The sequence below is a fragment of the Guyparkeria sp. genome (assembly GCF_046545975.1).
GTDB lineage: Bacteria > Pseudomonadota > Gammaproteobacteria > Halothiobacillales > Halothiobacillaceae > Guyparkeria.
Genome location: NZ_JBKGYT010000081.1, coordinates 1 through 7,180, shown reverse-complemented (window position 1 = coordinate 7,180; position 7,180 = coordinate 1). Strand labels below are relative to the sequence as shown.

At 63.7% G+C, this 7,180-nt stretch carries 5 protein-coding genes; all 5 read right to left on the bottom strand.

The window, feature by feature from the left end; translation table 11 throughout:
* Positions 1–6 precede the first annotated feature (6 nt).
* Positions 7–1,257: an amylo-alpha-1,6-glucosidase gene (locus tag ACLFMY_RS07565; protein ID WP_410764028.1), complete on the bottom strand. Its 1,251-nt coding sequence runs from the start codon at positions 1,255–1,257 to the stop codon at positions 7–9.
* An 83-nt stretch (positions 1,258–1,340) separates the two neighbouring features.
* On the bottom strand, positions 1,341–2,558 hold the full coding sequence (arsJ, locus tag ACLFMY_RS07560; protein WP_410764027.1) for an organoarsenical effux MFS transporter ArsJ: 1,218 nt from the start codon (positions 2,556–2,558) through the stop codon (positions 1,341–1,343).
* A 25-nt stretch (positions 2,559–2,583) separates the two neighbouring features.
* On the bottom strand, positions 2,584–3,597 hold the full coding sequence (locus ACLFMY_RS07555; protein WP_410764026.1) for an ArsJ-associated glyceraldehyde-3-phosphate dehydrogenase: 1,014 nt from the start codon (positions 3,595–3,597) through the stop codon (positions 2,584–2,586).
* Between the two features lie 994 nt (positions 3,598–4,591).
* Complete coding sequence (gene gloA, locus ACLFMY_RS07550) at positions 4,592–4,975, bottom strand: lactoylglutathione lyase (protein ID WP_410764024.1); 384 nt, start codon at positions 4,973–4,975, stop codon at positions 4,592–4,594.
* Positions 4,976–5,050: 75 nt separating this feature from the next.
* Positions 5,051–7,180, bottom strand: a 2,130-nt coding sequence (locus tag ACLFMY_RS07545) for a putative bifunctional diguanylate cyclase/phosphodiesterase (protein ID WP_410764023.1), incomplete at its 5' end; no start/stop codon positions are given.

The window sequence follows — 7,180 nt, the reverse complement described above, 5'->3', positions numbered from 1 at the left end:
AGCAGTTCACTCATCGTCATCGATCCTGAATAACGGTTCTCCCTGAAGCCCGTGATGGGCGATTACCGCCCCGGCCGCGCTCCAGCCCTGACAGCGCGTGCCGCCCGGCGTGAGTTCCCGGCCATGCACGAATTCCGGAAAGGACCAGGACTCGTCATCCATCGACAACGCATTGGCCGCATGAATCGCGTCGAGGTGGCGTCGGGCCTTCCCGCTGTGCCCGCGGCGGGCCAGGTCGGCGACATAGAAGCCGGTGAGCATCGGCCAGAGCCCCCCGTTGTGAAATTCGTACGGCCTGTTCTTGAAGCTGTAGGAGAACATCATCTGCAGGCTTTCCCAGTCCCGGTCCACCGGTTCGATGATGGGGTGAAAGGCGGGCAGCAGGGGCATGGCCTTCGGCGTGATCTTCGCGATATACGCATCGACCTGCTCGCTTTGCCGGTCTCGGGCCACGCCGAACAGATTGGCCAGGACATTGGCGAAGGCGTCGAAGCGGTAGCCGTACCCGGTCGGCGAAAAGAACGGCATCCAGTAGTGGTCGCGGCGGCGCGGGGCGGCCTTGCGCCCCTTCTCGTAGAGCACCTCGTGGTAGACGTCGGCCGGGTCGTCGCCGTTGAACCAGAAGTTGCCGCGGATCAGGTGGAACAGCCGCAGGGTACGGTCCTGCAATTGATGGTCGGCCGTGCCGTGGACATGGTCGTGCACCTGGCAGAGCGAGCGCAATGCCTGCAGGTAGAGGAGCTGATCGTAGAGTATGTAACCGGACTGGACGTATTCGTCGGCCCAGTCGCCGGTCTGCGGGACATAGATCAGGCCGCGGTCGTTGAATTCCCACGCCCCGAGTAGAAAGTGCACCCGCTCGAGCGCCGGCAGGGCCTCTTCCAGGAAGGCATCGTCCCCGGTGGCACGCCAGTACTCGGCGCAGCCGATGACGAACCAGAGGTCGGCATCCACCCGCCCGGTGGTGCCGCCGTAGCTGATGCGCTGCGTGCTGGTGTCGACGTTGCTGGGGATCTCGCCGTGAGGGCCCTGGTGGCGCGCCAATGTCTCGAGCGTCTTGCGCATCGTGGCCACCAGGGCCTCTTCCCCGGTCATCAGGGCGGCCAGGCCGATGATCACCCCGTCACGGGCCCAGACACGACGGTAGTTGTCCCGGTGGATGGGCGAGGCGAGAAATCCGTCGTCCGTTGCACACTGGCGCACGAGGTCGAGTGCATGGTCCAGCCCTTCCCTGCGCGTTTCGGATGATGTCGTCATCGTCGCCGTCGGCCTCCTTTCTCACAATCTACACGCAAGACCAGTGTAGCGGTAGAGCGGCAAGCCGGACGAGGGAGGGGCCGCTACTCCTGGGTCAGCGAGGATTCCAGCGCGACGAGCCGCAGGCTGAGAAGTCCGGCGATGACGACGAAACCCAGCGCGAAGGCGATGCTGCCCGTGATCCCGATCCACTGGTAACTCAGCCCCGAGAGCACGGTCCCCATCAGCCGCCCGGTGGCGTTCGCGGCGTAGTAGAAGCCGACGTTCATCGACGCCTTCTCCTCGACGGAATACCGCAGGATCAGATAGGAGTGGGTCGCGGAGTTGATCGCGAACACCACGCCGAAGAGTGCCAGCCCCGCGGTGATGATCCATGCCGCGGTGAGATCCGCGGCCAGGGCGACAAGGATGGCGGCCAGCGGCAGGACCAGGGCGAAACTCCACACTGTCGCGGCGCGGGCACCCGGCCCGCCCTGCCCTTCGGCCATGCCGCGTCGAGCGCCGATGAGTCGCGGCGCCGCGGACTGGACGATGCCGTACCCGATCACCCACAGGGCGAGGTAGGCGCCGACCCAGTGGAAATCCCAGCCGATGGAGACCAGGAATACCGGCAGGGCCACGACGAACCACACGTCGCGGGCGGCGAACAGGAAGATACGCGCACCGGCGAGCCAGTTGATCACCGGGTCACGCGCGAACATCTGGCCGAAGGCGGCCTTCTTCCGGATGGCACCCAGCCCGGACGGCAGCGTCAGCGTCATGGCGAAGCCGATCACGAGCATCGCCGCCAGGGCCCCCATCGCCCCCTGGAAGCCCAGCCAGGCGAGCAGGAGGCTGCCGAGGAAGAAGCCCGCCCCCTTCAGGGCGTTCTTCGAGCCGGTGATCCACGCCACCCAGCGGAAAAGCTGGGCGTTGCCTTCGCGGGCGACCATCTTCACGCCCGCCTTGGCCGACATCTTGTTGAGATCCTTGGCGATGCCCGACAACGCCTGGGCGGCCATCACCCAGACCACCGTCAGCCATGCATCCGGCACCGTGAGCATCAGCAAGGCGAGGATCTGCAGCCCGGTACCCAGCTGCATGGTGCGGTTGAGGCCGATGCGGGCACCCAGCCAGCCGCCGACGAAATTGGTGACGATGCCGAAGAACTCGTAGAAGAGGAACAGCATCGCGATGGCGAACGGGGAGTAGCCTAGCTGGTAGAAGTGCAGCACTACCAGCATGCGGATTGCCCCGTCCGTCAGGGTGAACAGCCAGTAGTTGCCGGTGATGGTCAGGTATTGGCGCAGTGCCGCGGGCATGGGGCGTTCCTCGTCTACGGGCCGCTCAGGCGTGGCCGATCCGGGAGACCAGCTCGACCAGTCGCTGGGCATACCCCCACTCGTTGTCGTACCAGGCGAGCACCTTCACCAGGTCGTCGTCGATGACCATGGTCGAGGGGGCGTCGACGATCGAGGACCGCGGGTCGTTCGTGTAGTCCACGGAGACGAGCGGGCGGGTCTCGTAACCGAGGATGCCCTGCATCGGTCCCTCCGCGGCCGACCGCAGCAGGTCGTTGACCTCCTCCACGGTGGTGGAGCGCTCGGGAACGAACACGAAGTCCGTCAGCGAGGCATTCAGCAGCGGGACCCGGACGGCAAGGCCGTTGAGCCGGCCGTCGAGTTCGGGAAAGATCGCGCCGATGGCCTTGGCCGAACCCGTCGTCGTCGGCGAGAGCGACATCGACGAGGCCCGCGCGCGACGCCAGTCCCGATCGCCCTTGTCCACCACCGCCTGAGTGTTGGTCAGGTCGTGCATCGTGGTCATGGTGCCCCGGCGGATCCCGAGCCCCTCGTGCAGCACCTTGACGACCGGGGCGAGGCAGTTTGTGGTACAGGATGCCGCCGTGACCACCCGGTGGCGCGCCGGCTCCAGGCGATCGTCGTTCACGCCCATGACGACGTTGAGCACATCCGGGTGCTTGACCGGCGCGGCGACCACCACGCGTTCCACGTCCTGGGCCAGGTGGGGGGCAATCTCCTCGTAGGCACGCCAGCGGCCCGTGGATTCGATGACCACCTCGACCTCGCTGTCCCGCCATCCGATCGAGTCGACGTCGGGCGCGCTGGTGAAACGGATGTCGCGACCGTCGAGGGCCATGCGGTCACCATCCCCGTCCATGTCGCGGTTCCAGCGGCCGTGTACCGAGTCGAACTGGGTAAGGTGTGCCATGCAGGCGGCATCCGCGGCAGTCTCGTTCACGTGAACCACCTCGAGGCCGAGCTCGGGGCGGTCGGCGAGTGCGCGGAACGCGAGGCGGCCGATACGCCCGAAACCGTTGATGCCCACTTTGATCGTCATGCCTGCTTCCCTCTCTTGCTGCCTGATCTTGCCCCGACGGCTTGTGCCGCGAAAGTATATGGGCAACCGAATGGAATGCGAACCCTAGTTCCCGAACGTGACGTTTTGATAACAGTCGGTTGTCCAAGCGTCTACACGGTGGTGTTGCCGCCCACGACGCGGGCCGAATATCGAGTGAGAAATCGATCCGGATCCGGTGCCCAAAGGTTTCCACAGTTCCTGTGGATAAACGTGTGGAAGAAACAGCTAAGGCCCTTGTTCACAGGGGCCGGAACGGAAATGGCCAATTCTTGACCATTCGATGACCGCCGTTGGCAAATGTTCAACAAACAACGAGTTATGGCCACAAAGCTCCCAACTCCATGATAACCAAGACCCGATGCGGCTCCCGCGGACCGTCCCGATGCATTGATGTGGAAAATCGCGCCTGTCAACCCTTGACAGCGCATGATCGAGTCGATCCATCAAACCCATCGTCCGACACGTCACCCTGCCCCTATGCCAGGTCATCGATCCTTGATGAATCCGGCGGGCCATTGAACAAAAATGAATGCCACGAATCATTCCGATCGAACCGATCTGACGTTCCCTGCAGGTCGACCAACGAGGGTGGCGTTTCAAGGGACATCTCTGAAGGAGACCGGCATGGCGGCCGATTGCAGATGGGAGTCCCTCGACGGCGTCGCCTTCCGGAGGCGAATGGCTGGAACAGCTCGGCAGAAGTTCCCGGCCAAGGAAAAGTTTTTCACAGATCCTGTGGATAAGCCTGTGGAGATAGTTGCCAAGTGCATGCCACGCAAGGCCCGCGACAGGAATGACCAATTCTTGGCCACCCTGTCGTCTCTCGCTCCATAGTCACGCAAGAACAATCACTTGCGCGCTTTTTTGCCCTAAGTCACTGATTGGTCGTCCACAAGAAAAGGCGCAACCGAAATTGCGCCTCGATCATGTGGAAAATGTTCCTGTCAAGTCTTGACTTGGGTCGCGTTTTTCTTCACTTGGCGCCGATCAGTTCGATGGCATAACCGTCCGGATCGGCAACGAACGCGATAATGGTGGATCCGGCGTTCATCGGTCCGGGTTCACGCAGGATCTTGCCGCCCTTCTCCCGGATGCGCTCGGCCGCCTCGTAAACATCGTCCACTTCGATGGCGATGTGACCATAGCCGTCACCAAGATCGTACTGGTGGTCGCCCCAGTTGTAGGTCAGTTCGAGTACGGCCGTCTCGCTCTCCTCGCCGTAGCCGACGAATGCCAGCGTGAACTCTCCGGCCGGGTAGTCCTGCTGACGCAGGAGCTTCATGCCGAGCACGTTGGTGTAGAAATCGAGCGATTTTTCCAGGTCGCTGACGCGAATCATCGTGTGAAGGATGCGCATGGACACTCTCCTTGATCTTGTGATGGTGAACGGCGTGCGACTGTAGACGAAAAGCGTAACGGAAACGACCGCTCGTCATGTCCTCGAAATGGGTTCCGGCCGATGGATGAGGAACCCCTGGACGTAGTCCACACCCATGGCGCGAAGGCTCTCGTACTGCTGCTCGGTCTCGACCCATTCGGCGACGGTGCTGGCCGACATCACTCCGCTCACCTCGATGATGGCCGAGACGATCACGCTGGCCACCGGGTCATCGGTCATGTCTCGGATCAACTGACCGTCGATCTTGACGAAATCCGGCTGGAGGCGTCGCAGGAAGTCGAAGGAAAGGAAGCCGCCGCCGAAATCGTCGAGGGAGAATCGGCAGCCGAGTCGCCTCAGTGCCCGGGTGAGGCGTTCGGCCTGTTCCAGGTTTCGAATCGCCGCGGTCTCGGTCACCTCGAAGATGATCCGCCCGGGATCGGCGCCGGTATCGGCCAGGGTTTCCCGGATGAAGGGGATCATGCCGGGGTCCTGCACCGAGTGCGCGGACAGGTTGATGCTCACCGTCTTGGGCGAATCGAGGTGCGTGGCGATCCACTCGCAACCGGTCCGGACCACCCACCGGTCGACCTCCGTCATGGCATGATGTTTCTCGGCTATCTCGATGAACTCCGAGGGGAATTCGAGCTCACCATCTTCGCCGACGATGCGCAGCAAGAGTTCGTGATGCTCCGGGCGTGACGGATCGATGGGGGTGATGCGCTGGGCGGCCTGGGACAACCGATTGCTCGCGATCGCCGCACGCAGGCTGTTGTAGCGTTTCACCTGAGTCTGTCGTTCCAGCAGTTCGGTGTCGCCACCGGAATACTGGACAACCCGGTCGCCACCCTGTCTCTGGGCGCTCTGGCAGGCACGTTCGGCATCGTCCAGTCGCTTCGCCGCCAGGGCGTCATCCGGGTCGATTCGGGTGACGCCCACGCTGGCCTTGAGCCGAAGATGTTCGTTCTCTCCGGGCATCCGGAAGGAATGCACGCTTTTCAGGACGTTCCGGGCCGCCACGATGCAGTTGTCCTGGCTTGCCAGCGGCATCCAGATGGCGAACTCGTCCACGCCCATCCGGGCGATCATGGCATCCGACGGCAATTCCAGGGAAAAATGCCCGGCCAATGCGGCCAGAACACGATCGCCGAACTGCCGCGTGCCGATCTCGTTGAGGAGCCGGAATTCGTCGAGATCAAGCCAGATCAGGCAGGCCGTGCCCGGCACGCCGTGCTTTGGCTCGCTGTTCGTGGCAGTACGGTCGAGAAAATCCTCGAGCGCCTCGCGATTCAGCAGACCCGTGAGCCGATCATGCGTGGCGCGATAGCTCAGCAACGCATGGGCCGAGCGCAGTTCGGTCACGTCGAGCATGGAGACGAGCAACTGGGTCTCGTGATCGCCCTCCAGGCGATTCACCCGCAGGTTGACGTCGAGTCGCTGCCCCTCCCGTTCGATGATTCCGTCCATGGTGGCCGGGTCGTCGGACCTTGCGGCACGCTCGAGGACGTCGAGCGCGCACCCCGGCTCGGTTCCCTCCACGTCCAGGGCGAACGCCGTGCAGAAGGACTGACCCACGAGCGAATCCTCGTTGGCGGATGTCGAGCGCGCGAATCGAGTCACCGCCCGGTTCGCCAGCAGGATGTTGCCGGCCGCATCGAGAAGCACGGCACCGGTGTGCAGCCCCGAGAACGCACGCCGGAGGCGGTTCTCCTGGCGTTGCAGGCGCCGCGTCCCCTGTCGGCTCTGCCAGTGGAACAGCCCGATCACGACGGCCAGGGCGAGGACGAACAGTGGCCAGTTATCGCGCAGCACGTCGCGGACCGTGATCGGTTCGGGCATCCACTTGTCGCGCAGACGATCGATCACTGAGTAGTCGAGCGGTGCCTGCCAGCCTCCGATGCCCGCCTCCTGGATCGCCTCGGCATCGGCGGGCAGCGAGATCAGTTGCCGGGCAACCGTGGCGGGGAGACCGTCCGGGGCCCTGCCGGTCGCCGCGAAGGGCCACTCGGGAACCAGCGGTGTGTTGCTTGCGTAGGGGAAATCATGGCGAACGGCCTGCCCGATCGGCGCAAGACGGCTGTCGGGAAACTCCTCGAGATAGCTCTGGAAGTAGTTCGAGCGCACCACGCCTGCATCTGCCCGCCCTTCCAGCACCGCGTCGATCACCGATCCCATGGGGAGCCC

Excerpts from the sequence above, each read along its gene's own strand:
- arsJ (WP_410764027.1), bottom strand. The coding sequence starts at position 2,558 with ATGCCCGCGGCACTGCGCCAATACCTGACCATCACCGGCAACTACTGG.
- ACLFMY_RS07555 (WP_410764026.1), bottom strand. The coding sequence starts at position 3,597 with ATGACGATCAAAGTGGGCATCAACGGTTTCGGGCGTATCGGCCGCCTC.
- ACLFMY_RS07565 (WP_410764028.1), bottom strand. The coding sequence starts at position 1,257 with ATGACGACATCATCCGAAACGCGCAGGGAAGGGCTGGACCATGCACTC.
- gloA (WP_410764024.1), bottom strand. The coding sequence starts at position 4,975 with ATGCGCATCCTTCACACGATGATTCGCGTCAGCGACCTGGAAAAATCG.